At 60.0% G+C, this 25429-nt stretch carries 29 protein-coding genes and 1 tRNA gene; 4 read left to right on the top strand and 26 right to left on the bottom strand.

What is annotated here, in order from left to right; translation table 11 throughout:
• Positions 1-28: 28 nt before the first annotated feature.
• From R1W01_RS06245 to R1W01_RS06300, 12 genes are all read right to left on the bottom strand, one after another.
• Positions 29-2971, bottom strand: coding sequence for a toprim domain-containing protein (locus R1W01_RS06245; protein WP_317275132.1), 2943 nt, complete (start codon positions 2969-2971; stop codon positions 29-31).
• Positions 2968-3273, bottom strand: coding sequence for a hypothetical protein (locus tag R1W01_RS06250; RefSeq protein ID WP_317275133.1), 306 nt, complete (start codon positions 3271-3273; stop codon positions 2968-2970). The genes R1W01_RS06245 and R1W01_RS06250 overlap by 4 nt, the downstream gene beginning before the upstream one ends.
• A gap of 14 nt (positions 3274-3287) precedes the next feature.
• A complete protein-coding gene (locus R1W01_RS06255) occupies positions 3288-4571 on the bottom strand; it encodes an ATP-dependent RecD-like DNA helicase (RefSeq protein ID WP_317275134.1) in 1284 nt (427 codons plus the stop codon).
• Positions 4568-5341, bottom strand: coding sequence for a hypothetical protein (locus tag R1W01_RS06260; protein WP_317275135.1), 774 nt, complete (start codon positions 5339-5341; stop codon positions 4568-4570). The genes R1W01_RS06255 and R1W01_RS06260 overlap by 4 nt, the downstream gene beginning before the upstream one ends.
• A gap of 10 nt (positions 5342-5351) precedes the next feature.
• Positions 5352-5552 carry a DUF6511 domain-containing protein gene (locus tag R1W01_RS06265; protein ID WP_317275136.1) on the bottom strand — a complete coding sequence of 67 codons (201 nt, stop codon included), beginning with the start codon at positions 5550-5552 and terminating at the stop codon, positions 5352-5354.
• A gap of 164 nt (positions 5553-5716) precedes the next feature.
• Positions 5717-5950 carry a hypothetical protein gene (locus R1W01_RS06270; RefSeq protein ID WP_317275137.1) on the bottom strand — a complete coding sequence of 78 codons (234 nt, stop codon included), beginning with the start codon at positions 5948-5950 and terminating at the stop codon, positions 5717-5719.
• Complete coding sequence (locus R1W01_RS06275; protein ID WP_317275138.1) at positions 5947-6675, bottom strand: hypothetical protein; 729 nt, start codon at positions 6673-6675, stop codon at positions 5947-5949. The genes R1W01_RS06270 and R1W01_RS06275 overlap by 4 nt, the downstream gene beginning before the upstream one ends.
• Positions 6665-7528 (bottom strand): ATP-binding protein, encoded by an 864-nt coding sequence (locus R1W01_RS06280; RefSeq protein ID WP_317275139.1) that lies wholly within the window; start codon positions 7526-7528, stop codon positions 6665-6667. Before R1W01_RS06280 ends, R1W01_RS06275 begins: the two co-directional genes overlap by 11 nt.
• Positions 7525-8010, bottom strand: a complete 486-nt coding sequence (locus R1W01_RS06285; protein ID WP_317275140.1) for a hypothetical protein — start codon at positions 8008-8010, stop codon at positions 7525-7527. Before R1W01_RS06285 ends, R1W01_RS06280 begins: the two co-directional genes overlap by 4 nt.
• Positions 8011-8033: 23 nt before the next feature.
• Positions 8034-8363, bottom strand: a complete 330-nt coding sequence (locus R1W01_RS06290) for a hypothetical protein (RefSeq protein ID WP_317275141.1) — start codon at positions 8361-8363, stop codon at positions 8034-8036.
• Positions 8360-8584 carry a helix-turn-helix domain-containing protein gene (locus R1W01_RS06295; RefSeq protein WP_317275142.1) on the bottom strand — a complete coding sequence of 75 codons (225 nt, stop codon included), beginning with the start codon at positions 8582-8584 and terminating at the stop codon, positions 8360-8362. The genes R1W01_RS06290 and R1W01_RS06295 overlap by 4 nt, the downstream gene beginning before the upstream one ends.
• A 277-nt stretch (positions 8585-8861) precedes the next feature.
• Positions 8862-9533: a hypothetical protein gene (locus R1W01_RS06300; protein WP_317275143.1), complete on the bottom strand. Its 672-nt coding sequence runs from the start codon at positions 9531-9533 to the stop codon at positions 8862-8864.
• A gap of 102 nt (positions 9534-9635) precedes the next feature.
• Between R1W01_RS06300 and R1W01_RS06305 the strand changes: the two genes are divergently transcribed.
• From R1W01_RS06305 to R1W01_RS06320, 4 genes are all read left to right on the top strand, one after another.
• Positions 9636-10310 (top strand): XRE family transcriptional regulator, encoded by a 675-nt coding sequence (locus R1W01_RS06305; RefSeq protein ID WP_317275144.1) that lies wholly within the window; start codon positions 9636-9638, stop codon positions 10308-10310.
• Positions 10311-10650: 340 nt separating this feature from the next.
• Positions 10651-11103 (top strand): DUF2924 domain-containing protein, encoded by a 453-nt coding sequence (locus R1W01_RS06310; RefSeq protein ID WP_317275145.1) that lies wholly within the window; start codon positions 10651-10653, stop codon positions 11101-11103.
• Positions 11100-12416, top strand: a complete 1317-nt coding sequence (locus R1W01_RS06315; protein ID WP_317275146.1) for a recombinase family protein — start codon at positions 11100-11102, stop codon at positions 12414-12416. Before R1W01_RS06310 ends, R1W01_RS06315 begins: the two co-directional genes overlap by 4 nt.
• Positions 12413-12808 (top strand): hypothetical protein, encoded by a 396-nt coding sequence (locus R1W01_RS06320; protein WP_317275147.1) that lies wholly within the window; start codon positions 12413-12415, stop codon positions 12806-12808. The genes R1W01_RS06315 and R1W01_RS06320 overlap by 4 nt, the downstream gene beginning before the upstream one ends.
• 135 nt (positions 12809-12943) lie before the next feature.
• Here the strand turns inward: R1W01_RS06320 and R1W01_RS06325 are convergent, their stop codons facing one another.
• The 14 genes from R1W01_RS06325 to acuI form a co-directional block, all read right to left on the bottom strand.
• Complete coding sequence (locus R1W01_RS06325; protein WP_317275148.1) at positions 12944-13321, bottom strand: hypothetical protein; 378 nt, start codon at positions 13319-13321, stop codon at positions 12944-12946.
• A 5-nt stretch (positions 13322-13326) separates the two neighbouring features.
• Positions 13327-13626 (bottom strand): HigA family addiction module antitoxin, encoded by a 300-nt coding sequence (locus tag R1W01_RS06330; protein ID WP_317275149.1) that lies wholly within the window; start codon positions 13624-13626, stop codon positions 13327-13329.
• Between the two features lie 164 nt (positions 13627-13790).
• Positions 13791-14378, bottom strand: coding sequence for a YgiT-type zinc finger protein (locus tag R1W01_RS06335; RefSeq protein ID WP_317275150.1), 588 nt, complete (start codon positions 14376-14378; stop codon positions 13791-13793).
• A gap of 374 nt (positions 14379-14752) precedes the next feature.
• Positions 14753-14842: transfer RNA gene (locus tag R1W01_RS06340), tRNA-Ser, on the bottom strand.
• A gap of 52 nt (positions 14843-14894) precedes the next feature.
• On the bottom strand, positions 14895-15614 hold the full coding sequence (locus R1W01_RS06345) for an alanyl-tRNA editing protein (RefSeq protein ID WP_243612721.1): 720 nt from the start codon (positions 15612-15614) through the stop codon (positions 14895-14897).
• Complete coding sequence (locus tag R1W01_RS06350) at positions 15611-17953, bottom strand: DUF3772 domain-containing protein (protein ID WP_297755243.1); 2343 nt, start codon at positions 17951-17953, stop codon at positions 15611-15613. The genes R1W01_RS06345 and R1W01_RS06350 overlap by 4 nt, the downstream gene beginning before the upstream one ends.
• An 8-nt stretch (positions 17954-17961) precedes the next feature.
• Positions 17962-18996, bottom strand: coding sequence for a cysteine synthase A (locus R1W01_RS06355; protein WP_297755246.1), 1035 nt, complete (start codon positions 18994-18996; stop codon positions 17962-17964).
• Positions 18997-19050: 54 nt separating this feature from the next.
• Positions 19051-20175, bottom strand: coding sequence for an NUDIX domain-containing protein (locus R1W01_RS06360; RefSeq protein WP_297755249.1), 1125 nt, complete (start codon positions 20173-20175; stop codon positions 19051-19053).
• A gap of 5 nt (positions 20176-20180) precedes the next feature.
• Complete coding sequence (locus R1W01_RS06365) at positions 20181-20630, bottom strand: TrgA family protein (RefSeq protein WP_243612717.1); 450 nt, start codon at positions 20628-20630, stop codon at positions 20181-20183.
• The gene (locus R1W01_RS06370) at positions 20630-21838 is read right to left on the bottom strand and encodes an SAM-dependent methyltransferase (RefSeq protein WP_297755253.1); all 1209 of its coding nucleotides are present in this window, start codon (positions 21836-21838) and stop codon (positions 20630-20632) included. The genes R1W01_RS06365 and R1W01_RS06370 overlap by 1 nt, the downstream gene beginning before the upstream one ends.
• Positions 21839-21916: 78 nt before the next feature.
• The gene (locus R1W01_RS06375) at positions 21917-23140 is read right to left on the bottom strand and encodes an aminotransferase class V-fold PLP-dependent enzyme (protein WP_243612715.1); all 1224 of its coding nucleotides are present in this window, start codon (positions 23138-23140) and stop codon (positions 21917-21919) included.
• Between the two features lie 111 nt (positions 23141-23251).
• A complete protein-coding gene (locus R1W01_RS06380; RefSeq protein ID WP_297755259.1) occupies positions 23252-23686 on the bottom strand; it encodes a hypothetical protein in 435 nt (144 codons plus the stop codon).
• Between the two features lie 195 nt (positions 23687-23881).
• Positions 23882-24307 (bottom strand): HIT family protein, encoded by a 426-nt coding sequence (locus R1W01_RS06385; RefSeq protein WP_243612713.1) that lies wholly within the window; start codon positions 24305-24307, stop codon positions 23882-23884.
• A gap of 73 nt (positions 24308-24380) precedes the next feature.
• Positions 24381-25376 carry an acryloyl-CoA reductase gene (acuI, locus tag R1W01_RS06390; protein WP_297755262.1) on the bottom strand — a complete coding sequence of 332 codons (996 nt, stop codon included), beginning with the start codon at positions 25374-25376 and terminating at the stop codon, positions 24381-24383.
• Positions 25377-25429 lie beyond the last annotated feature (53 nt).

The following is a 25429-nucleotide window of genomic DNA, read 5'->3' on the forward strand; positions in this document are numbered from 1 at the left end:
GTCGGATTGAATTGGAAAGCTGGGGGCCTCATGGGTCGAGATCCTTCAGCCAATCGGGGCGTGGGGGCCTTGGGGGACCTTCATTTTGAGGTCCCCACCTAGGCCCCCACATGTAAGCTTCTGTTTTTTCATCGCTTTGGGGGGCTGGGGGGCCTTGGGGGCCTTTTTCCGGGTCATCCCCATCGTGCGCGTGCGCGCGCATGCGCGTGTGCGAAGGGGTCGAAATAGGCCCCCAAGCCCCCCAAGGCCCCCATTTATCATTGTTTTCAGCATGTTGCCTGTGGGGGCCTTGCTTTTCGAGGCCCCCACCTGAGGGCAAAGGCCCCCCAACTTCAGGTTGATTGGCTGCATTTGACGGCGGCTCAACATCACAGAGCTCAAGTTGCCACCGGATCGTTTTGTGCAAGACGCCAGCTTTCCGGACCCGAACGGCGCGTGTTTCGAGCCGGAACACCCGATCCCGCATGCGCGAAATCGACATGCCGAAAGCCGTTTTCTGAGCGTGATGGTTATTACCGCTCATTGGCGGTGTCGGGTCGCAGGCTATTGCAACATCGAACAAGTCTGCAGACCCGACCGGTGCCGTCCCAAACCGATCCCACCAGGCGGCGATGAATGCGCTCCAACCCGCACCCTCGCTGTCGGAGGCGGCCATCATATCCTCGAGGTTCGTAAGAAACCCCGGGATGCCGGCCGTCTCCAACACGCCCCCGATGACCTGTGCCCAGTTTTCATAGGACCCGATGGTCTTGCTGCCGCGTGGTTTGCCCGCGGCGATCCAAGCCTGACAAAGCGTCAGGCACGCGGCCACGATGCGTGCACGGTTGGCACGGATCCAGACCATGAGATCGGGATGTCGGAAGCCAGCACGCTGCCAGGGGCGCTCGACATTCGCATCGAGCCGGATGCGCACGAGGCGGCGGGCCATCTCGTTGGAGAACTCGGGGTTGTTGCCGGTGGCGATCCACAGACAACGGATCGGCAACCGGGTCATTTCCGAGGCCCCAAGCACGCGGTCCTCCCAGAAGGGAGCGGTCAGTGCGGCTGCAACGGCAGAACTGTCGAGCTTGGCCCGCAGGTTGTCGATCAGGATAATCGAGGGAATCTGGCGCAGCTTTGCGGTGACGCGCTTGCGCCATTCCTCGTCGTCTCGTCCCTCGGTCATGACGCTGGCACCGGTGCCGGTCAGGATGGTGGCCACGGCGTCAACCATCAGAGTGGCCCCAGTGCCAGGCGTTGGCTTCTCGATCAAATGCAGCGGCGTGGGCCCGTCGACCATGCCGCGCAAGAAGCCAAGAAGCAGCAGCGCCACCACATGGGCGCGCTCCGCCACGCCAGTGAAGGGAAAGTCCCCGAAGAGGTCGTCGCAGATCAGCTCGCGCGCCGCGGCGATCTCTGCCTCTGTGGGGCGCTTCGGGATGTCTGGCACGGTGAAGCCCGGTGCCGGGACGTAAAGCAGCCGCGCATCTGGGTGATAGCCTGGCGCCGTGATCAGCGTGCCGCTGCGGCCGAAGACGGGCGTGTTCACGATACCTGTCAGCACCGGCAGCGCAGGGTCAGGCGTGGCGAGTACCGATTTGACGGTAGCCACCGGCGGCGGCGCAGGCAGCAAATCTCCCTTGGCGTTTTCGCGGACCCAGCGGGCGAGGCGCGCCAGCATGTGGCGCAGGCGTTCTTCATTCAGGATCGTGGCGACGGGTCGGCCTTCGTCATCGGGCACCACCCAGGTCGGCTGCCCGGCAAAGCGGAAAACCCAAGGCGTGCGGTTCGAGGCCATGACCACGCTCCAGACCTGCGCCACAGCGCGACCAAGATCGCCCTCGTCAGCGCGCAGGACGGGGATGTCATTGCCAGTGCCTTGGTAATTCAACGGCCGATGCTGACCAATTTGCAGAACGGCCTCGGCATCGACCTCCTGTTCGGTGGCCGCGATGAGCTGAGCGACGACTGATGAACCGGCTCTTAGCAACATGTCGTTGAAGTCCTCGCCTTCCTCAGGCGGGATTGCGATGGCGACATCGCGGCCCTGAGCGCGTAGGCGGCGAGCACTCGCCTCAGCCGCGCGCAACCCGGCGCCCGATGCGTCATGATCGGCAAGGATCAGCACGCGTTGAGCCGCCGGCGGCAATTCCACCTGTTCAAGCCCGGAGGTGGAGAGCGTGGCCCAGACCGGCAGGTCTGGGCAAGCCGTCATCACCGCCAGACCGGTTTCTATGCCTTCACAGAGCGCGACACGCCCGTCTTTGCCGATCGCGGCCAGTCTAACCGCGCCGCCTGCAATGCGGCCCAACATCATCTTGGGCTTGGCAATCGGGGCTTTGCGCACTTCGTTCCCATCCGAAACGAGGTAGGTGCGATGCAGTCCGATGATCTGGCCGCTGCGATCGCGCACTTGGCCCAGCAACGCAGCGTAGCCGGTCTTGGTTTCCCAGTGGGTCAGATCTGGGTGGAACAGGAGATCGGACTCGTGGGGCACGGTCAGTGAGCGACCGGCGAGATAGGTCGCAGCGGCATTGTCCGCGACTGGCACGGCACGCGAGAGGATGTGCGCGATCTCCTGCGCCGGGTCGCGCTTAGGCCCGGGCGTGACCACGGGCGCCTGACGCGCCGGTGCCCCAGCGTTTACGCCTGTCATGTCCGCCGCCTCGATGATGAGATCACGACCGGTCAGACCTGTCCCTTCTTCGATCGTGTTGATCGGCCCGCCACCTGCATTCCCGTCGAAATCAATCCAGTCGCCGGCATGCGGGCCACGCAGGGCGATGACACAAGAGCCGGTGTTACGCGGGGCATCACCGCGGATATTGGCCAGCCGCCATTCATCACCGACACGTTTGCCGTTCGGAAACAAACGCGGCACCCAGGTCTCGGCGGTTTCGCGCAAACGCTGCACGATCAGGTCGAGATCAAAGCGCGGTGCCTCAGTATAGTTTGGGATCACATCGTTGAGATCGATAACCACCGCACTCATTGGAATACCCCCGGGGGTACAACGCCGGCAAACCAGCTGCGGTCGCTCCGGATTGCGGTGAACGCAAAACCAGGCCCATCATGCGCGTGGTTGGGAACAATCCAGAGGTCCTCGCGCGGATCGTAAAACGCACCGTGATTTTCACCAAAACACCCTTCGAGGTAACGATCGATCGGTATCTCTCTCAAGGCCTGCTCAAGTTGACGCAATTCTTCGACAGAGGTACCGGTTCGCGTGGCAATGGCTTGCAGGCTCGCCTCTTGTTCTGCAGGCGAACGCGGATCTCGAGATGGCTTTTGCATTTGAGACACTCCTTTCATGACAGGATCAGCAGGCCATGTTCGGCCCGGGTGATGGCGGTGTAGAGCCAGCGGTTGTACTCTTCGGCGCTGCGACCGAAGCCCTCGTCAAAGACGATGACCGTGCCGAAGGAGGATCCTTGGGCCTTGTGACAGGTGATCGCGTAGCCCCAGCTGCTCTCGATCAGACCGCGGCGCGTTGCCCATTCATGACGGTTGCGGTTTGGGTCAAAGACAACATGGTCGTCATATTCGCCGCGCCAGAACTCCTGCTCGCCCGGGATCGCGAGACCGTCCTCGGTCTGGACTTCGGCACGGAAGGCACGCGGATTATGCGGATGCGGTCGCACGTCGGTGAGCTTCAAGAACATCCCATTGATCAGGCCGAGATCATTGCGATTGCGCAGGCAGATGATCTTTTCGCCCGCCCCCGTGGGGTAGTCCGCGCCGAACCCGGCAGCCCGTTTCATCGCCGTATTGAGACGGCGGCGCGTCGCGTTCTTGCCGCAGATCACCTGCCCACCGTTGAGCAGCTGTCCCGGCATCACGTCGCGCTGCGACATCTTCCAAACATTCTCGTCGAAAGCGCCGAATGGGATGGGTTCACCGCGACGTGCCATGGTGGCCACACGCAGGATCGGGCTGTCAGCCGCCTGACGGTGGATTTCCGTCAGCATGACGTCCGGCTCAGCATCGGTGAAAAAACTTTCCTCACCGACGGGTGGCAATTGCCCGGGATCGCCCAGGACCAGGATGGGCTTTCCGAAGGCCAGAAGATCCTCTGCCATCTGCTTGCCCACCATCGACACCTCATCAAGCACCAAGAGATCGGCATCGCGCAGGTCAGATTGCGGGTTCAGAACAAATTGCGGCTCATGGATGTGGTCGAGGCGGAGTTTCAGCTGGGCAATCTGCGCTTGGGCAAAGCCACGCTCCGCCGGCGCCATGCGCGACAGGTCGCGCTCCAGCGCCACCAGTTCCTCTGTCACGCGCGCGATTTCTTCGGGCGAGGCTTCGGAATGACGATAGATCAGGCTGTGAATGGTCTGCGCCGGTGTGCCCTTGCGCGTCATGACAAGCACCGCCTTTCCGGTGAAGGCGGCAAAGAGCACGCCGCCCAAGCCTCCGGGCGTCATCGGCTCTAGGCCAAGTGCCTGCATGGCCAAGTTCGTGATCGTGGTCTTCCCGGTCCCGGCATAGCCAAACACCCGCAGGATCTGCTGCTGATGCCGGCGGTTGAGATACCAGTCCCGAATTGTGGAAATGGCCTTCGCTTGCGCCTCAGAAACGGTGATGTTCATGGCCGTTCCTCCGACCAGCAGCGCAGGCTGAAGGGGCAGAAACGGCAGAGGTAGAAATCGGCATGGGATGCGATCCGCGGCAGCAGATCACCGGCATCGGCCGCGCGCAGAACCTGGACAGCCTTATCCGAGAGCGCCTGTGCCTCAGCGGCGTCGAACGGCACATATTCGTGGTAAATCTCGCAGGTGTCCTTGTTCAACGCAGTGAACAGCGCGGCATCAAGCGCCATGTAGGCCATGTAAATCTGCATCTGCGCGAAATAGACGGGCTTCGACACGCGCACGCCCTTTCGGGCCGTGTCGTTCCAGCTCGAGGCCTTGAGCGCCTTGTGCTCCCAAAGCGCTGGCCAGGGAATTTCAACGTTGGGGCCGCCAACGATGACACCGTCGACATGGCCACGGATGCGCCCGCTTGCAGTTTCAAATCCAAATTGGCCACCGCCGCGTTTTTCTGTGCGCAGGTCAAAACCGGCCGCTCGCAACCAACGGATGGCCAAATCCTCGAAAACGTGGCCGGCTTCGAAGATACGCAAAGTCTGGCCAGCAAATTCCTTGCCAGGATCAACCGGTGTTTTGGTGAATTCATAAACAAGTCGCCGCGCACAAGGCTCACCGATACGGCTGGCGCCAAGATAGTCGCGGGGACGTTGGGCATCGCGTTCAGCCACAAGTGCGGCATCGATATGGGCATTGATCCTTGCCCCGAGCGGTACAGGGTCCGTGCTCCTGCGACCGTAGACGAAGCCAGATTGGTGGTTTAGGTCGAGCATTCCCAATTCCTCAAAACGGTATTGCGCCGGCATCAGACTGGCGCTGCATCGCCCCTTGAAACCCGTATACGCAGGCCTCGATCAGCCGATCGATGTCCTCGGCCGAGCGGTCGAAGAAGGCATTCATCAGCCCCATCTCCGTCAGCGCCTCGGCCAGATCGCGCCGCGCCGCACGGATCGCGCGGATTTCCATGTCGGTCTTATCAATCATTCCAAAGTTCCTCCGGGCGATGGCGCTGCCCACGGTGAGGCAGGCCATCGAACAAAATCGGTGATACGGGTGGCGATCCCATCGCAGCTGGTGGCAGTAGCCGAAGCCCCGGGCTTCCCGGCCGCACAGCGCGCAAGGCACACAGCGGGCCAGTTCAGCACGGCTCACCCCATGAGCAGCAGGTCGAGTGCTGCAAGTTCCTCGGGATCGGGTCCTCTTGTCCTGCGTTCCGAGGCCAGAACGATGAAGCGGCTGATCGCGTTTGACGCCATGCATTCGAGATCCTTTCGCGTGAGGGTGGCGATGGGGCGGTCGAGCCGCCCCCGCGCTTCCAACCAGCGCCCCATCGCGAGGGCCGCTTGCGTGGTGACATGCGCCTGCCATTCATCCGGGCTCACGGGTTCAACCAGGCTGGGCCACCAGCGGGTTTGGCTGCTTCCGAAGGTGCTGCAAGCTGACCGCTGGATTGACCTGACCCGGCCGACCAAGCAGGTGTCGAAGCGCTGCTGGCGGGCTGCGATTGCCCCCAAGCCGGCGATGCGGATACTGGCCCCGCAGCTGCAGGGCGTGGACGGTTTGACGGCTGCGCCGGGACCTGTTCCCCTGCCATGACTTTTTGCCATTCAGGCGCGGTGGGCAGGACCACATGGTCGAGCTTATTGGCATCCTTGTAGGCTGGGTTGCGGTTCGGCTCGATCTGGATCTTGGCCACGAAGGTGATGCCATCGAGATCAGCAAGACCGCGCAGCACGCGTTTGGCCTTGGCAGCATCGCTCATGTCTTCCGGGTTCAGCCCAAGCGCGCTGTCGATCATCGCCCGGAACTGGCTTTTGGAGATTTTCCAGCCAACAGACTGGCCTTGCTCGTCGAGTTTGCCGCCCTGGACCGTGAAATTCTGCCAAAATTTGCGCCGAGCAAAGGGCCCCTCGGCCACCGTGAATTCGGCATCCACCATCCGCACATCGCTGCCGGGCTGGTTCGAGGATTTGAGAAGGCCGCGATCAACCTCGCTCATGCCGTCCACGCCACCTTTGCGGATGGACATGGTCACTTTGGCGAAAGTGCCGTCAGGGATTAGGTCGCCGGCTTGCTGCGGCGCCACATCGTTCATGTCAAAGGTCATCGGATTGTCCTTTCAGGGGTTGATTGATTTTGGAGAGCAGCGCGCCCAGGTCAGGCGGCTCGGTCGTATCCAGACGGCCGGAACGATCCTTGGCGGGCAGGCCCCAGGGATTGCCGGAGCGGCAGACAAGGCGGCGCTCCTGGCCTTTGTCCGGATCATGCCGCCATGTGACGCCGCCGTCGGGCGCCTCTTCCCGGCTGAACAGGCTCAGCGTCATCACCTGGTCGACAATGCCGGGCAGCTCGCGCGCGGCTTTGCCGCCCTCCATCTGCGGCTGCCAGATGGTGCGGTTCATCTCATCGGTTAGCCGCTCGAGGATGCCTACAAAGATCACCGTCTTGCCGGGCGCATGCTGCAGATGCTTCAAGAGCCCGATGACTTCACGCGCCAGCAGGCCATAGGCGCCCCGCGTATCCGGCTTACCCGTGCGGTCCGACAGCGCCTCTGGCCGGGTCTTGGCCCAGGCCATCGCCTGACGGGTCAGATCTGTGATGCTGTCCACAAAGACGATGCTTTTGGCATCCAACCGTGCCGCCAGCTCGGGGTTTTGTGCTCGAAGATGATTATAGTGGGCTTCAGAAAAGTGCTCATCGGGCTGCGCAGCTGGATTTGCGCCGCCGATCAAACAAGCGATATCCACAGCATCAGCAAAGCGCCGAACTGGTAGGCTATCCCCACGCCAGTGTTGAACTGATTTGAGGCCAGCTTCAAAATCAACGCAGACTGTCTTGTCTGCGGGCATGGTGGTCAGCAGGGTTGTCTTACCGCCACCACTGGGCCCAAAAACCGCAAGAGTGGTTTTGCCCTGCGCTTCTGCGAGCCGTTCATCGGCAGATAGGATGCGAAGGCTCATACTGTGTCCCCCTTCAAAAGGGTGATCTTCAACGCGCCCACCTTCACCGTGCGCGCAGGCTCGAAACCGTCACGCCAGGCACCAGGCAACGCATTGTACTTGCGCTCAGAGACGGTCAGCTTGGTGTCGATGAACTCGGCCGGGTCCTCGCCGCTGTCGGCAATGTTCCGGGCAATCTGCGCAAGCTTCTCCTGGCTCCAGTCGACGCGCTTCGGCAGGTCGGCCACCACGGTGTAGTCGCCATCAACGATGCGCACCGTGCCGGTATCCTTACCGCAAGCCCGGCGGGCTTCGGCCGCGCGGGTGGCGTAGCGCACCTCGAGGGCGGAGCTGAACCGCGCAGTCGCTGCCTTCAACTGTTTGCTCGCGTGATCAAGCTCGCCTTGAAGGGCGGCCAGCAACTCGACCGGCATCTGCGCCAGATCGCCAGTGGGCATATTGAGCATGTCATCCACGCTCGGGGTGTTTTCGGGATAGGTCATAGGGGCTCCTTTTCGGGGATGGGTCAGGCAGCTTCCGCGAGCTGCTTCACGGATGCGGAGGGAACGGCGCCCTTATGCGGGCGGGCGATGGCGAGATAGGCGAACCGGTCCGGACCAAGGCGTTCCTGGACAAGGTGGATACGGCCAAGCTCAGAAAGCCGGTATGCGGCGTTGGCCGTGGCGCGCAGATCTTCGAGTGCGGGTTTGCCGAGCGTGGAGACATTGGGCGTGGTGTCGACCACCAGAAACCCACGGTGATAGACCAGGCGCGCGCCCGGCTCGGCAACATCAACCCACGCCATCAGCGTGATTTCCGAAACTGCGGTCGAACTGGATGGGATATGCACGATCATGCGGCGCACCCAACAATAGTCAGGGTCGGCGCTGGCCCAGCGGCCTCGATATGCTTGGCTTCGAAGGCCTGGATATCAGTTTGGCGATAGCGCACATGCCGGCCAATCCGGACGAACTGCGGGCCACGACCTTCGGCGCGCCAACGTTCCAGGGTGCGCGGCGCAATGTTCCAGCGCCGAGACAAGAGCTTCGTGCTTAATAGGGTATGATCTTGCTCCATAGCGGTCCTCATCGAGTTGATGAGGGCAACTTGCCAAACCCTTGGGTTGGAGGTCGTGGCATGAATGGTCGGTGACCGAAAATAAATTTTGTTGGAAAATCAACACCCAAAAAATTTTAGGTCGGAGCTCCAACCCAACACCAACCATTCACCAACCAAGCTCCGACCGAACACCGACCGAAGGGGGCTACTCAATGAGCGCCAAAATCGAATCATGATGCGCACAAGGCAAAAAAAAGCCCGCCTTACGCGGGCCTGTTCAGCGGGAGGTTTGGTATCAGGGGCCGACGCGCATCGTCACCACCAAGGCAGGTTCGATCATATAATACCCTCGGCGCTTCGCGACGGGGTGCACGATGTCGCGCCACCCCTTCCGGCTGGAAAACAAATAGCTGAGTTTCAAGGAAGCCGACCCTGCCGCCGCCAAGATCTGAGCACCGCGCTGCTCTGGGTCACCCGTGATGGCGCAGATGAACAAATAGTTCAAAGCGCGCGCCTGCATGTCTGTAAAGAGGTAGTGCTGCCCATTAAGATAAAACGACAAAAACCGATCATAATCATTGGCATGGGGAGCACCGGTGGCCATGATCGTTGCCTCGAAATGCTCGCGCTCAGCGGCGCGGACAAGCAGCGCGTCGCGATAGACAACCCAATCCACAGCGCCCTCAGACGTCGTCACGTTTCCACCGTTTTGCACAAAGGACGAGACAGAACAGGCTTGCTTGCGCAGTACCCGCATCGCGTCACGCCGCTCCAGATCCACTACCCCCTCGAAGTCAGGGTTACACCGACCGGGGCGGTCTTTTCGATCGGCAACTATGAAGGAGCCGTAGACACGAACCGACAAAGTCAGCTGACCCATCTCCACGACATAGCCCAGCTCGGACTCAGAGATGCCCCAGTCCGCCAAAACCTCCTGTAGGGTGAAATAGTCTCGTGGAATCAACACTGGCGGCAGCCCCCTTTGTTCACATATTGTTCTTATCTGTTTGACTGTCCACTTTCAACAGAATAGATATCCTACTTAGTCCACAAAAGGCTGGGGATAACTATGATCGTCACGAACATCGCGCAGCGGCTGAAAGCGCGGGCTTTCCAGCTTGATATGACGCCAGCAGCGGTGGCAGAGGCTTCAGGGCTCAACCGATCCTTCATTTACGACATCATTCGCGGCAAGTCTGTGCGGCCGAGCCGCGCCAAGCTGCAGAAGGTTGCGGACGTCTTGAAGGTCGATGTTGACTGGCTGATCGACGGTGATGGCACGATAGAGGGCGAAGCCCCCAAGATCTATTCTCCGGACACGACCTTCGTCGGCATTTCTGGCGTCAAGGCGAAGGCTTCTGCGGGTGGGGGCACGGTCGTCCATTCCGAGGATGAGCAGGCCAGCAAACTCTACCATTTCCGTTTGTCCTGGATTGAAGATGAGTTGGAGGCCAACCCAAAAAACCTCCGGATCCTGCGCGTCACTGGGGACAGCATGGTGCCCACATTGAATGATGGGGATACGATCTTGGTCGATATGGGGCGCAAGTCGCCCTATCCGCCAGGGCTTTTCGTCCTGCATGACGGCATGGGGCTGATGGCCAAGCGGATCGAGCACATTCCGTCTAGCGACCCTCCGCGCATCCGCGTCACCTCCGACAACCCCAACTACTCGCCCTATGAATGCCTTCTCGACGAGGTCAATATCGTTGGCCGGATTCGGTGGTACGGCCGTCGGGTCTAATTCAGCCTGCCGACATGAGGCGCCACAAACCGACACAAGACGACAAGCCATTGTTTTTGCTTGAATAAGTGAAAACAGAACGGTTCTCTCAGCGTACAAATCTGAGAGAACCCAAAATGTACGACGATATCTTCGCGCCGCTGGCAGCGGCTAATTCCTTGCATCCCACGAAAATGACACCGCGCGAGCGGCGCGCTGAACTGTGCAAGATCCTTGCGATTGGATATTTGCGGCTGCGAGCGCGAAAAATTAGCCAACACACTGAAAATAAGAGAGAAAGTTCTCTACACTTTCCAGGCACGCGGAGCGTTCATGCGGAACCAACTCACAAGGAGGTCCCATGACCAAAGAAGATCCCGTGTACGCCCGCGTCGCCGCCCTCAAAATCAAGACGCCCACCGAACTGCGCGAAATTTGGCGCGACCTTATGGGAACGGAGCCACCGCCCTTCACCCGGCGCTACCTGGAAACGCGTCTGAGCTATCGTATCCAGGAACTCGCTTATGGCGGCCTGAAACCAGAGACCCGAAAACGGCTCGAAGAATTGGCCGAGAAATGGGACGGCGACAATTCCGCCAAAAGGCGCATTCGTCACGACCTCAAGCCCATCGCAGGCACCCGCCTAATCCGTGAATGGCAGGGTGAGGAATACGTCGTGACGGTCACCACCGATGGCTACGAATGGCAAGGCCGCCCGTATCAATCCCTATCCGCCATTGCACGGGCCATCACCGGCACACGCTGGAACGGCCCCGTGTTTTTTGGCCTCAACAATTACAGGAAGCGCAAATGACAAAACCAGCACCAAGAAAGATGCGCTGCGCGGTCTATACGCGCAAATCCAGCGAGGAAGGCCTCGAGCAAGAATTCAACTCGCTTCACGCCCAACGCGAAGCCTGTGAAGCCTACATTGCCAGTCAGCGCTCGGAGGGTTGGGTCGCCCTTCGTGAACACTATGACGACGGCGGCATCTCGGGCGGCACATTGGAGCGGCCCGGGCTAAAACAACTGCTGGCCGATATCGAGGATGGGTTGGTTGATGTGGTCGTGGTTTACAAGATTGACCGCCTCTCACGCTCACTGATGGATTTTTCCAAACTGGTAGAGGCCTTCGAGCGAAATAACGTGACCTTCGTCTCCGTGACGCAATCGTTCAATACCACGTCCTCGATGGGCAGATTGACGCTGAACATCCTGCTGTCTTTCGCCCAGTTTGAGCGCGAGGTGACCGCAGAGCGCATCCGCGACAAGGTTGCCGCCTCGAAGAAAAAGGGCATGTGGATGGGCGGCGTCCCACCATATGGCTACGTTTGTCTCAACCGCAGGCTTGAAATCAACAAAGCCCAAGCCGCGGATGTGCGGTGGATCTTTGAACGGTTCATCAGCCTCGGCTCGACCCTACTCGTTGCCAAAGAGGCAGAAAAACGCGGTTTGAGGACGCCAAAAGGGAATCCAATTAGCAATAGTTATGCCCACAGGATCCTTACCAACCCGATCTATATCGGCAAGATCGTGCACAAAGACGAGACCTATCCCGGCCTGCACAAACCCATCATCGACATGGAAACCTGGGAAAAGGCCCGCGCGATCAATAGTGAAAACCCGCGCATTCGCGCCGCCAGCACCCGTAAACAGACCCCTGCATTGCTGTCAGGCCTCATACGCGGACCTGACGGCGCGATGTTTTCGCCGACCCACACCCGCAAGCGCAACCGGCTTTATCGGTATTATGTCAGCCAGACGATCTTGAAGCACGGTGCTGGCAGCTGTCCGGTGGGGCGCATCCCCGCCGGTGAAATCGAAGCCAGCGTCACCGCGCAGCTTCGTGCAGTGTTCCGGCAACCTGAAATCGTGGCCGAGTCCTGGCGCAATGCTGCAGACGATAAGCGGGCCTGCAGCGAGCAGGATATCCACGCTGCGCTCAAAAGCCTTGACCCGCTGTGGAGCGAACTCTTCCCAGCCGAACAAGCGCGCATTGCCTCGATCCTGATCGATCACATCGACGTCTCCGAGACGGATATGAAAGTGCACTTGCGCGTCGACGGCCTTTGCCACCTTGCCCAGGACCTAAAATCCCGAACTCTCCCCAGAAAGGACGCAGCATGACAGAAAAGTCTACCACAGCCGAGACCATCACACTGACCATTCCCTTCAAGCTCAAACGGCGCGGCGGTCGCAAAGAGATGGTCCTGCCAGATTTTGCCACACCACCGCCGAAACTGGACAACGCGCTGATAAAATCGCTCGCGCGGGCGCATCGTTGGAAACGGCTTGTTGACGAAGGGCATTTTGCGTCGATCAAAGACCTGGCTGAGTACGAAAAAATTCCAGCCTCCTACATGATCCGCACCATGCGGCTAACAACTCTGGCGCCCGACATCGTCGAGGCAATCCTGAAAGGACGGAACCCCAACAAAACCCTTCGTGAGTTGCTCGATCCCTTCACGCCGATGTGGGCCGAGCAACGCTGGGAGCTTGGCTACCACGATATGCCATGAACCCGGCCGTCCGCGTGGACGTGGGCCAACCGATGCCGTTCGGCGCGAACCGTTGATGAGTGGCGTGCTCAAGACAATGTCCGCATAAATTGCGGAGATTGTCGCCGGTATTCTCCGCATGTTCTTCTGGTTGGCCTAAGCCGACCATGGCAAGCCATCAGGTCTGTACAAAAAGTCCTGACTGGCAGCAGCATCGTCGCCAGCCGTTGCCTTCTGTACCGCAGCTGCGCGAACTCGGCGGATGACTTCGGCCTTGCCCTTTACGTCGCCAAGCACAGCCAAGTCCACAATCTGTACCGAAGCTGATGGGAAGGCGGCCATAATCTGCGCCACAGCAGCCGTAAGGACTTGCTCCAAGTTGGGGCCATTGCGTTTGAAACTGAGTGCGATCACATCCGGCCGGCCAGTCCCAACAATCGTGTCATCCAGCCCTGCTTGAAACAATGTGTCCAGCACCGCAGCCTCGTCAGGCTTTCCATCGGGAAAACTGATCACAATCTCGAATTCAAACATCAACGTCACGCGACGTCCAATGTCGGCACCTGGCTTACATCAATTTCACGCTCGGCATGCCAGGCGTCATGCGCACCCTGCATCCGGATCCAGAACAACGATCCATTTCCGAACATCTTCCCCAAGCGCGCGGCGACGGGTGCGCTGACGGGCTTCTTTTCATTCAAGATGTCGTAGAAATGTTGCCGAGAAATGCCCAGCATTTTGGCAAGCTGTGTCTTGCTGTAGTCCAGGCATGGCAAAACATCATCCCGCAGCAACTCACCCGGATGCGTTGGGCAGCGTTTTTGATCTCTCAAAATCATTTTCCGTATTCCTTAGTGATATTGCTTATGCGTCGTATTTTTCGAGGCTTTGAGGATCAGAAATCCGCTGCGCCAATTCCGCCGCTGAGATAGATTTCCCTTAGGGCGCGCAGACCGTTGTAAGGATTGTTCCAGCACCGCGGCATCCATTTTCACGCATGCACCTATTTCCTGTTTCGATCGATAATCTGTCCTGCATCGAGCGCTTGGAAGGTAGGCTCATCAGCGGAAAAGGCCCGTTGGAGCTCGGCTTTTAACCGCGCCAGCGCGGCATCCGACGCGACCATTTCATCACCGGAGTGCACACCTTCACCACACTCAACGCAGTACCATCCGGGCATCCCGATGATGGCCGACCGACCTCGGTGCTCCAAGGTCATGTCGCGAACATCGCGCAGCATTCGCGCACCGCAGGATGGGCACGTTCGCTCTTTGAACAGGTCTGCGTCGTCGGTCGCAACGGAAACTGTGCGGGCTCGAAATCTGGCAACAGCACTCTGCAATTCCTCACCCAATTCAGCACCTGCGCCCAACCCGGCAAAAAACGCTTCATAATCAGAGGGGAGCAAATTTGTCGCCGAGATCGGGCCCAGCCGTCTTGCCGCACGGACCGACACGTCCAAAGCATCATCGATGAAAGCAGGATCACCGCTGGCCAAGGCGTCGGTCAAATACCCCAGGATGGCATCACCGTTCTCTAGGAAATCCGCAGGATCGAAAGATGAAGTAGGTGGTTTGTCTTCGGCTGTCATCGCGCGGGTCCCTCTTGCAACTCACCCCGTCCTCAGGATGAATAAGGTCAGCAAAAATGCAAGTATTTTCATATGCTTATTATGAAGCTTGATAGCAGGTGCCCTAGAAAAAAGTTCGATGCTAGCACCAGATTGCCATCGCGACATTGCCAGCGAAAGGAACTACAGCGCGCCATAAAGTTAAGCATTTTCAATTAATTAGCATGAATGTAGCGCGATTCTTGTGTTACCCGCTGCGGAGAATATCGGCCTATAGAGAGAGGATACGGCAACCCACAGCACGTGCGAGGTAAATGCAATGCCTGCTAAGGCCTTTGAATATAGGGGAAAATTTCGCGCCCGCTTACCAAAGAGAAAGGTTTTTCTTTGGCAAGTGGCGGAGCGACAGGGATTCGAACCCTGGAGACGGTCTCCCGCCTACACACTTTCCAGGCGTGCGCCTTCGACCACTCGGCCACCGCTCCGTGCTGCGCTCTTTAACGTTACCCGGCAGGGGCTTGCAAGAGGCAAAACGCTTTAATTCTCAAGATGGAGATTTACCCGGCGGTTCTGCCGGCCCTTGTTCTCGATCTTGCCGATCCGGACCCCGCCGATCTCTGAGGTCCGCGCGACATGCGTGCCGCCACAGGGTTGCAAATCGACTTGTCGCGCCCCCTTTCCAATCGCCACGAGACGCACATCGCCGCTCCCCGTCGGGGGCTGTACCGACATGGTCTTCACAAGGCCCGGATTGGCGGCGAGTTCTTCGGCGCTGATCCATTTCTCATGCACAACGAGATCACGCTCAATCAGCGCGTTGAGCGCCTCCTGAAGCGCCTCGGGAGAGTCCGGGGCGTCTGGCATATTGAAATCGAGCCGGCCTTTCTCGGCTGAGATACTGCCACCGGTCACAGGCAAGGGAATGACCACCGACAGCAGGTGCAGCGCCGTGTGGACCCGCATGTGTCGATGCCGTCGCTCCCAATCGATCTCTTGTTGGACCACGGCCCCTACCGGAGGCAGGGGCACGGGCTCTGCCGGAACAAGCGCCACGTCGTCGTGCCCGGCCTTGACCGCCGTCGCGATCGACACACTGCCACCCGCCCAGCGAAGCTTGCCACTGTCGCCCGGCTGGCCGCCGCCCGTGGGGTAGAACACCGTTTTGTCGAGCACGATCCCGCCTTCGGCCGTATGGGACGTGACCCGCGCCTCAGCGTCGCGCAGATACGCGTCCTCGCGAAAAAGCAGCTCGCTCATGCGTCGTCTTTCCCCTCATCTTCGTCCGTGCGCAGCGCCTTGGCATTGCGCAGCCAGATATCCTGTTGCGGGAAGGGAATTTCGATCCCTTCTTCCATGAACCGCTCCGCGATCTTGTAGTTCATTTCGGAGCGCACATTCAGAACCCAGTTCACATCCCGCAGGATGGCGCGGATCTCGAAATCCATCGAACTCGCACCGAACCCTTGGAACACCACATAGGGTTCTGGATTGGCAAGCACCATCGGATGTGCCCGCGCGATCTCAAGCAAGATGGCCTCGACTTTGCGCGGCTCGGTGCCATAGGCAACGCCCACCGGCACGATGACCCGGCCCACGGTGTTCCCACGCGTGTAGTTGGTGACCGTACCAGCAACGAGGTCGCTGTTTGGGATAATGACATCGGTGCGGTCGAAGGTCTCAATCCGGGTCGAGCGCACCGAGATATCGCGCACATAGCCCATCTGCCCGCCCACCTCGATCCAATCGCCCTCGGCGATGGGACGCTCAATCAACAGGATGATACCGCTGACGAAGTTTGACACGATGGTCTGCAGGCCGAAACCGATGCCAACCGAAAGTGCCGAGGCGACAAGCGCGATCGAGCCGAGGTCGATCCCGGTGTTATGAATCGCAATCAGCGCCGCAATGGTGAGGCCGACATATCCGACGCCGGAGACAATGGCATTTTGCCCCCCGACGTCGATCTTAGTGCGTGGCAGGACCGAGTTCTTGAGCGTCCCCTGCAAGAGCCGCGTGATCGCATAGCCAATCCCGAACACCGCAAAGAAGATCACGAGCTGCATTGGCGAAATCGTGACTTCCCCAACCCGAAGCCCCTGCCCGATCAGCGCCGCCCATTCGGCAAGTTGCTGGCTGCGTGCACCCCAGATCAAGAGCACCACAGGCACCGCCGCTATCGAAATGGCAAAGCCAAGCAACACCGACCAAAGCGTCCCTTCGCCGGTTTCCGCACTCAAGCCCGCCAAGACCGAGAACACCCGCACCAACCCGCGATGCAGGATCACCAGGAACCCAAGGAATTGCAGCGTGTAGATGGTCGGAAACACGAGCGCCACAGCCGCGCTGCTATAGCCAGCGACCGCGAGAAGCACCCCAAGCACCGCAGCAAGCTGATAACCAAGCGCGACAAGCCGCATAAGCTGCAGGTTGGCGCCGGGGATATCTTCCTCGCTTAGGTCGGTGTCGCGACCGCTGATATGCACCCGCAAAAGACGCGCCATCCGCACCATGACGCCCGCCGCCAACACGATCAGCGGGAAAATCAACACCGCCCGCGTTCCCGCCGTCCAGGTTTCGAAGCCTGAAATCGCCTGAAGCAAAAGCGAGAAGGCAAGGATGATCCCCGTCGCCACCGAAAGCGCCCGACCTTCCCGGCGATGTTCGTCGTTCAAAAGAAGGATAGACCCATCTTCGCTCTCATAAGGAAAGACCCGACGGCCAAGCCAGATTGGAAATAACAGGACAAACGCGGCTTCCGGCAGGATCGACAGGATGATATCGCCCCGAATGCCTGCAAGATCGCTGGCATAGAACGCCTCGACCAAAATCATCACACCGGCAAGCGGCAGCACAAGATGCCCGAACGATACCGCGAGCCCAAGAATCCAACGCCGCCCCGACATCTGATCGCGTCGCACAAGCGCTTGGGCGTTCTCGGTCCAGCGGCGCCCGAACAGGATCAGGACAACCCCGACAATCAAAAGCGCGATCACCCGTGGCAGGTTCTTCTGGAGGTCGCCTGTGCGCCATTCATAATCCCACGCCGTGCGCAATTCGTTGAGGATAAGCGTATTGGTCTGTTGCAGCGCCAGAAGCGCCCCGGTCCAGTGCACCGGGTTGAGCGGTGTCGGCCCACGCTCCAAGAGCCGTGCCGTGCGTCGCCCTTGCACGACTGAATCGACCCCCTCGATCAGCTCTGTCGCCTCTGTCTCGGCAAGCTGGGCCCGCAACACTGGCTCGCGGGCTTCTGCAAGCACCTTTTCGAGCCGGGCGCGCTCGGCTTCCACTTCCGGGCTGTCGCCGCCCTCCGGCACTGGTCCAAGTGTGTCGAGCTTGGCTTGCGTGGTGTTTGCGGCGACGGAGTAGCGGCTCTGCGCATTTCGGAACTCGCTGCGCCAATCAACAAGCTGTTGGCGCAGGGAATCCATCGCGACTTCCGAGGCCCGCCCCGCCTCTATCGCTTCGGCCGCGCGCTCAGAAACCCGTTCCCATTCCGCAAAATCCGGCTGCGCACTGTCGTCTTGGGCCAACACGGCCTGCACGCCCAGCAACAAAACGACGCACAGACTTCCAAGAACCCGACGCAAGACTGCCATGCCAGACCTCAGCTTTCCTCGAAGACCTGCGGGACGGCCGCTGGGGTCGCATCAAGCCAATCCGGCACCGGCAGGTTCTTTTCCTTGAGGAACGCCGGGTTGAAGAGCTTCGACTGATAGCGCGTACCATAGTCGCAGAGCACGGTCACAATCGTATGCCCTGGCCCCATTTCCTTGGCCATGCGGATCGCCCCGGCGATATTCACGCCAGACGATCCACCAAGGCAAAGCCCCTCTTCGCTCAGTAGATCAAAGACCACCGGCAGGGCTTCATCATCGGGCACCTGATAGCACATGTCCGGCGTGAACCCTTCAAGGTTCGCGGTGATCCGCCCCTGGCCGATCCCCTCGGTGATCGAGCTCCCCTCAGAAGCAAAGGCGCCTGTCGTGTAATAGCTGTAAAGCGCGGCACCCATCGGGTCGGCAAGACCAATCTTGACGCCTTTTGGTTGCAGCGCCATGCCAACACCCGCCAGCGTGCCGCCCGACCCAACTGCACAGACGAACCCATCGACCTTGCCGCCGGTCTGTTCCCAGATTTCCGGCCCGGTGGTTTCGATATGGGCCACCCTATTGGCGACGTTATCGAATTGGTTTGCCCAGATTGCGCCATTTGGTTCTGTTTTTGCAAGTTTCGCCGCCAAACGCCCAGAGTAGCGAACGTAATTGTTCGGATTTTTGTAAGGCGCTGCGGGAACCTCGACAAGCTGTGCCCCAGCGAGGCGGAGCATATCCTTCTTTTCCTGGCTTTGCGTCTCGGGAATGACGATCACCGTCTTGAACCCCATTGACGCACCGACAAGCGCAAGACCGATCCCGGTATTGCCGGCGGTGCCTTCCACAATCGTACCGCCCGGTTTCAGATCGCCGCGCGCCACTGCATCGCGAATGATATAGAGCGCGGCCCGATCCTTGACCGACTGGCCCGGATTGAGGAACTCCGCCTTGCCTAGAATGGTGCACCCGGTCGCCTCACTGGCCTTCTTGAGGCGGATCAATGGGGTGTTCCCCACGGCGGCGGCGAGATCGGCGGCATACTGCATGGGTGCGCTCCTTAACTTATCCTGAATCTTGTGTAAGACGCGGGTCAGGCGAACTCAAGCCGTCTCACGCAACCGCTCACGATGACGTGCAAGCCAAAGCGCCGCCAGAACCAGCGGCGCATTGACCGCCTCGAAGCGATCCACAAGCTCCATCAAGGAGTCATAGCTGAACAGGTATGATCGAATATCCTCCTGCTCGCTTTCGAGCCCCGAGACCCCGACGACATCATCCGGCAAATCGGCTATCCCGACGAAAATATCGAAAAACTCCGTGGAACATCCCGGCGAGGCATAGCAATGCGCCACGTCATGCAATGTCCGAAGCGTCAAACCCGCCTCCTCCTCGGCTTCGCGATGCGCCGTTGCTTCTGCGGTCTCGCCCGCGTCGATCCGCCCGGCAATCGGCTCAAGCTGCCAAGGGCGCGGATCGCCGCGGCCATACGGGCCCGAGCGGAACTGTTCGACTAGGAGCACCCGGTCGCGCACCGGATCATAGGGCAACACGATCACGGCATCCGTCGCGACAAAGACCGCGCGTTTGACTGTCTCGCTCTGCCCACCCGCGTATTGGCGAAAACGAAGATCATATTCATCGAGCGCAAAGAAATCGACATAAGCGCGGGTGACGTTCGCAACCTCCACGTCGTTATCTGTGAAGCCACACGGGCTATGGCCGCGCGCACCCTGCCGCGCATTGACCTTTGCCGCGGCACGGGCGCGGATCATCGCAAACCGCCGCGCCACGTCCTGCGCGCTCGCCTCACCGTAATAAGACATGACCTCGCGGGCCGCGTGTAGCGTCATCTCCCCCCATTCAGCCACCCAAGCGTCAAGACACCAAAGTTTAGGATCAGCCCGCAACCCATTGGGAGGAATAAAAACATCTGCCTCGCGTGGCCCGCTCTCCGTCGCCACAACGCGCGTCTCGACATCATAGTCGAACCCGCCTTCATAAAATCGCAGCCGCGTCAGGTCTTCCGCGCTCAAGCCCTCCACGAAGAGCCCCCGCGCTCCATCCCCACCTTCGACAAGCATCGGAAAGCTCTCGCCCACAACCGCATGCACCGCGTGGCCCTCAAGCATCGCAGGCCAAAGCGCGATCTCCTCTGCCGGGCGGCCAAGGACAATGGACAACAGCGGCACGTGGCGCAGCGTCCCGTAGAAAAACAGCGATGTCATGAAACCTATCTCCAGTGCCGCCGCGCAAGCCCTGTCAGCACACCCGACACCAACGCCCCACCAAAAAGCACAACGATGATGTCATAGCGCATGAGGAACGGCGTATATTCGATGGCGAAATCAATGATCCCACGCAGCGCCTGCGCCACGTCGCGATAGTGCCGGTCGAGCGCATTCATCAACATGTCGTAACACCCAAAGACGAACAACCCGAGCAGCAGCATCAGGATCACCGCCGAGAACCCATGCGCCAAGGTCGGGGCCAGGCCTGCCTCGGGCCGCGTGCCGCCAAGAAACCGCCAACCGACAAAACCCCCGACAAGCGCGCTTACCGGGGTGAAATAGCCGAAACTCATGCTGCGTTCCGCGAGGATGGATTGCTTTGTAAGCTCGGCCACAAGAGCGGCCAAGATGGCAAGACACACGGCACCAACGAGTTTCGGTCCTGTAGGCATCAGGCGGGCCTTCGAATTGTAATCTGGGTCACATCGCAGTTTCCGCTGTGAAACGCCGCAGCGCAAGAGGTCAGGTAGAAATTCCACATCCGCCTGAATCGGTCATCAAAGCCAATCGCCTGCACCTCATCCCACCGCGCATTGAAGGTTTCATGCCATCGCCGCAAGGTCTGGCTATAGCTTTCTCCGAACTCGATCGACCGCACGAGATCAAGCCCCGCCCTGCCGATCTCCTCACGAAGCGCGCCGGGGCTTGGGAGCATGCCGCCGGGGAAGATGTATTTCTGGATGAAATCAACGCCCTTGCGATAGATCTCAAACCGCTCTTCGGTGATGGTGATGATCTGGAGCGTCGCGTTGCGGCCCGGCTTGAGCCGCTCACGCACAGTGTTGAAATAGGCAGGCCAGTATTGCTCGCCCACGGCTTCGAACATCTCGATACTGGCGATCCCATCATACTGTCCGGTCTCGTCGCGATAGTCCTGAAGGCGAAACTCGACCAGATCGGAAAGCCCTGCTTTTTCAATGCGTTCCCGCGCATACTTCAATTGTTCTTCGCTGATCGTCAGCCCTGTGACCCGTAGCCCGCGCTCCTTTGCCGCGTATTCCGCGAACCCGCCCCAGCCACAGCCGATCTCGAGCACATGATCCCCCGGTTGCGCCCCCATCTGGTCGATCATCGAGGCGTACTTCGCCTCTTGCCCCGCCTCCATGCTCTCCTGACCGGTCTCAAAGAGCGCCGAGGAATAGGTCATCGTCTCATCGAGCCAAAGCGCATAGAAATCATTGCCGAGATCATAGTGATAGGAGATGTTCTTTTTGGCCTGATCCTTGGTGTTACGGTTCATCCAATGGCGCATCCGTTCGTAAAGACGAACAAAGAACATTCCCGGGAACCCGTCATAGAGCACATCATTGTCGGCCTGTAGAAAATCGAGAAACGCCTGCAAATCCGGGGTGCTCCAGCCGCCTTCGATATAGGCATCGCAGAACCCAAGATCGCCTTCGCGCACAAGCCGCGCAAATGTATCCTCGTCATGCACCCGAAGTTCGGCAACCGGGCCCGCCTCTATCCCCTCGGCGCGAAAACAGCGACCGTCGGGCATGACAAAGTCGATCCGCCCCCGCCTGATCTTCGTTGCGAGCTCGAAGACATTGCTGAAATAGCGCGGTAGATCGTCCTGCCCGTCCGTCGTCGTAAAGACCATCGCACCCTCCTCTTGGTCTCTCGAGAAGGATGCTAGGTCAGAATGTCGCGCCCGAGCAAGAGTTTTGCATCTTGGCCCTCAGAGCACGGCGTCAAGCGCCTCGAGCAATTGTGCGATCTCCGCCTCCGAGGTGTAATGCACGAAACTGAGCCGCAGCACCCCTTTCGCCATGTCGACCTTTTGCGCCTCAAGCGCCCGGTTGGCGTAGAAATCGCCCCCGCCCGCCATGATCCCGTGCTTTGCCAGCGCGCGCGCAAGCTCTTCCCCGGCGTGCGCGCAGGCAAGCGCCACCGTCGGCGCCCGTGCTCCGGCGTCTTGCGGGCCGAGAAGGCGCACCGAGTTCTTGGCTGCGGCGTAGTCAAGCACCGGCTGCAAGAGACGCTCCTCATGGGCGCGCATCAGGTCATGCACGGCTGCCCCGCGCCCCGCGGGCGTCGTCGCCGTGATCCCGTGATGATCGGCAAGCCTATCGACATAATCCGCCATCCCGGCACAGGCCGCGACCTGCGCATGGTCCGGCCCCGCAGGCGTAAACCGCTTATAGAGCGTCTCGGCATTGAAATAATGCCCCTGATTGGGAAGCATCATCCCAAGGTTCTTGCGGATCACCATGAGCCCCTGATGCGGGCCATAGGTCTTGTAGCTCGAGAACAGGTAGATATCCGCCCCGGTCGCGCCCACATCCGGAAAACCGTGCGGCGCATAGGACACGCCATCGACACAGGTAAACGCCCCCGCCGCATGGGCCAGCGCCGTGATCTCTGTCACCGGGTTGATCTCGCCCACGACGTTGGAGCAATGCGGAAAACACACGAGCCGCACCCGGTCATCGAGCATCTCGCCAAGCTGTTCAGGGTCAAGATGCCCGGTCTCCGGATCAATCTGCCATTCGCGAATCTCGATCCCCTCATCGGCAAGCCGTCGCCATGGTCCGGTATTGGCCTCGTGATCCTGATTGGTGACGATGATTGCATCGCCCGGCTTCATCCATTGGCGAAAGGCCTGGGCAAGCACATAGGTGTTCTGTGTCGTCGACGGTCCAAAAGACAGTTCCTCGGTCTCAACCCCAAGGATCGCCGCCATTCGCGCCCGCGCCTCGTCCATCTCGGCACCGCCAAGGCGCGAGGCCTCATAGGGCGCATAGGGCTGCACCTTACGTTCCCGGTAAAACCGCGTGAGACGGTCAATCACTGGCGCACAAGTATATGATCCACCAGCATTTTCAAAGAAGGCCTGCCCGGCAAGGGAGGGCTCTTGCAAGGCGGGAAACTGCCCGCGCACAAAGTCGATATCAAGATCCATGGCTGCGACTTTGCCAGCCCCATACCAGAGGTCAAGCCCGATCCGTCACGGCTCACGAAAAAGGGACGGCCCAATGGACCGCCCCTCGCAAGGAAAACGCGTGACCCGTGCTCAGAAGCTCATCGACGCATCGGCCTCAAGCACGGCTTTCGCCATCTCACCGGGTTTCGCGACACCGATCCCATCAAGCAGGACATCCGGCCCAACGCCCTTGCCCGGAAGATAGATCGCGCAGACCTCAACCTTCGTGCCCGGCTGTTTCATGATCATCTGCATCAGGCCCTGCGGGCTCATGTTTTTTGGTGGTTGGCCCGCCGTGGCGCTTTCTGGCGCATCCTTGAGCGCAAGATCACCGGCTGGGCCGCATAGCAGGATATGCGCCGCCGCGCCCTGCTGCACCGCCTGCATGGTAAGCACCATCGACATGAGCTGCGTCTGCGGCTCCGGCGCGGTGAGAATGGTGACGAGATCTTTTTGATCGTCTGCCGAGGCGGCATTGGCTGCGGTCATGGCCGTAAGGGCCAGGGCGGTAAGGAATCGCTTCATATCCAGGTCCTGTATCTGTCTGACGTTTCGGTGTCGTGGGGAAGATACGTAAGGCGCACCCGGCAAGCTGTCAGGATTGCGGAGGAAACATGCTTTCCAGATGCACCTTACAGATACGAAACTGCCCGCCAAACGCGGCGGGCAACATGATCTAGATCAAATAGATGCTGTTTTTCGAATATAATTCGAAAAAACTCAAAGCGTCTCGAGTGCAGCACGGATCTTGTCGGCCTGTGCCTTAAGCACATCGAAATCCGCCATCTGCCCCGGCGGACGCAGCTTGACGCCCTCATGACGCGGCAAGACGTGGTAATGCAGGTGAAAGACCTCCTGCCCGCCGGGCGCCTCGTTGAACTGCTGCACAGTAACGCCGCCCGCATCAAACGCCGCCATGACCGCATGGCCCATCTTCCGCACCGTGCGCAGGCAGGCCGTGAGCTGATCGTCGCTCGCGTCCAACATATTGCGGCAGGGCGTCTTCGGAATGATCAGACAATGCCCGTCCGCGCGCGGCATGATATCCATGAACACATAGGTTTCGTCATCTTCATAGAGTTTCTCGCTCGGGATCTCCCCACGCAGAATCTTGGCAAAGATGTTGTCGCTGTCATAGCTGCTCATGGCGCGCCTCTTCCGGCTAGATTGCAAGAACCGGCAAAGCGCGCGCGCCTTGCCGGTCTCGTTTGTCGGCCGATCAGGCGTTGACGTCAACCACAACGCGGCCCTTGACCTGCCCCTTGAGGATATCCTTGCCAAGCTGCGGCAAGTCCGCAAGCGTTGCCGGCTGAATCATCGCCTCAAGCTTGTCCATCGGCAGATCGCTGGCAATGCGTTGCCAGGCGCGGACACGATTGTCATAGGGCTGCATGACCGAGTCGATGCCAAGAAGGTTCACCCCCCGAAGGATGAACGGCGTGATGAGCGCGCCCTCAATCGCCGCCCCGCCCGCAAGGCCGATCGCCGCGACGGACCCGCCATATTTCATCTGTTTCAACACCCGGCCAAGCATCGCACCGGCCACCGCGTCGATACAACCGGCCCAGATTTCGCTTTCAAGCGGTTTGCGCGTCACCTCTTCAAGCTCTTCGCGCGCCACGATCTGACCCGCGCCAAGCTCGCGCAGGTAGGCTTCCTGCTCGGGCCGCCCAGTGACCGCCGCCACCTCATAGCCGAGGTTTGCAAGGATCGCCGTCGCGACCGAGCCGACACCGCCCGCAGCCCCCGTCACAAGCACGGGACCGTGGTCTTTCTTGAGCCCCTGATCCTCAAGCGCCATCACCGCGAGCATTGCCGTCAATCCGGCCGTGCCCACCGCCATCGCCGCGCGTGTATCAAGCCCCGCAGGCAGCGGCACAAGCCAATCGGCCAGCACCCGCGCCTTCTGGGCATAGCCGCCCCAATGGGCCTCTCCCACGCGCCAGCCAGTCAGGACAACCTTGTCGCCCGGCTTATAGCGATCGTCCGCGCTCTCCTCGACCGTGCCGGCAAAATCGATCCCCGGCACATGCGGATACTTGCGCACAAGCCCGCCCCCCGGCCCGATGCAGAGCCCGTCCTTGTAGTTGACCGTGGAAAAATCCACCGCGACCAGCACCTCGCCATGCGGCAGGTCATCGACCGAGATTTCCTCAACCGCCGCCGATGTCTTGCCGCTGTCCTCGTCCTTGTTGACCACAAGCGCCTTGAACATGTCTCTCTCCTTTCGACCGGGCCATCCCGGCCTTCATCTTGGTAAAATATGCT

The organism is Shimia sp. FJ5, from assembly GCF_032918335.1.
GTDB classification, from domain to species: domain Bacteria; phylum Pseudomonadota; class Alphaproteobacteria; order Rhodobacterales; family Rhodobacteraceae; genus Shimia; species Shimia aestuarii_A.